1 protein-coding gene is annotated in these 1,511 nt (G+C 48.6%); it reads left to right on the top strand.

Going from position 1 to position 1,511, the window contains the following annotated elements:
* Positions 1-29 precede the first annotated feature (29 nt).
* A complete protein-coding gene (gene ribD / locus ACTHUE_RS18660) occupies positions 30-1,133 on the top strand; it encodes a bifunctional diaminohydroxyphosphoribosylaminopyrimidine deaminase/5-amino-6-(5-phosphoribosylamino)uracil reductase RibD (RefSeq protein WP_107792217.1) in 1,104 nt (367 codons plus the stop codon).
* Positions 1,134-1,511 lie beyond the last annotated feature (378 nt).

Here is a 1,511-nt window from a genome sequence, read left to right as displayed (position 1 = left end):
TGCAAAGCCAAATAAGGCCGTCTGAAACCATGTTTTCCGCACTTGATACCCAAATGATGCAAACCGCCCTCGAGCTGGCCAAGCTTGGGCGGTTTTCTACTTCCCCCAATCCCCGCGTCGGTTGCGTGATTGCACACGGCGCCCAAATCATCGGACAAGGTTTCCACGTCAAAGCAGGCGAGCCGCACGCTGAAGTTCACGCGTTAAGGCAGGCCGGAGCGGCGGCAAAAGGCGCAACAGCCTATGTCACGCTGGAACCTTGCAGCCATTACGGCCGTACACCACCGTGCGCCGAAGCGCTGGTTCATTCCGGCGTAACGCGCGTAGTCGCCGCCATGACCGACCCTAACCCGTTGGTCGCAGGCAAAGGCTTATCCATGCTGGAAGCCGCCGGAATCCGTACAGAAAGCGGTTTGCTGGAAGCTCAGGCGCGCGAACTCAACCGCGGTTTCCTGTCGCGTATCGAACGCGGCAGACCGTTTGTCCGCCTCAAATGCGCTGCCAGTTTGGACGGCAAAACCGCTCTTTCAGACGGCCGCAGCTTTTGGATTACCGGCGAAGCGGCACGCGAAGACGTACAAATTCTCCGTGCCGAAAGTTGCGCCGTTTTGACCGGTATCGGTACCGTACTTGCCGACAACCCGAAACTCAACGTTCGCAGCTTCCCCACCCTACGTCAACCTGCGCGTATCGTCTTGGACAGCCGACTGCAAATCCCTTTGGACTGCCACCTCGTGACCGATACCGAAAGCCCGACCGTTATCGTTACCCTTTCCTCAGACGAACAACGTTTGCAGGCTCTGAGTGCATTTGAACATATCCGCATCATCAGGCCGTCTGAACACATCAACGGTCGCATCAATCTTCTTTCACTCATGCCGCAACTGGCAGAGCTTGGCTTTGGCGAAGTTCTGGTAGAAGCCGGCTCAACACTTGCTTCAGCCTTCCTGAAGGATGACTTGGTGGATGAAATCGTCCTCTACCAAGCGCCGAAACTATTAGGCGCAGGCAAACCTCTTTTCTCCATTCCTGAAAATCCGGCCGTCCTGCTTTCAGACGGCCCTTGGCAAAGTCAATCAGTAGAAATCATCGGGCAGGACATTAAATGGGTTCTCCGGAAAAAATCCACCTAATTGCCTCAGCTTGATAATTAAACCATTTTCAATAGAATCTATCTATCATTTGCATGGCAATAAATGTGTTTTTCGCCGAAATATTATAATGACTATAACGTATTCCAATTTAAAACTTTGACTTAAGTTAACTATCCTCGAGCTGATTGTCGACAAATTTTCCTTTTTTTCATCACAAAAGAATGAATTATTAAGATAAGTTAAACCATGAAAATTTGTTAAAAGTTTTTATTCTAGAAGGGTTTTAAACGGCATAAACGGTAGTTTAATTTCATGAACCATGCATTTGACAAAGAGATATTTAAAATTAAAACATTTGGTTGAGTGTAATTTCTAAAAATTCAATATTCAAAAATACCTTTTTCATACCTTACAGGC

Source organism: Neisseria sp. P0021.S005, from assembly GCF_051956955.1.
This window is presented reverse-complemented; position numbering and strand designations above follow the sequence as displayed.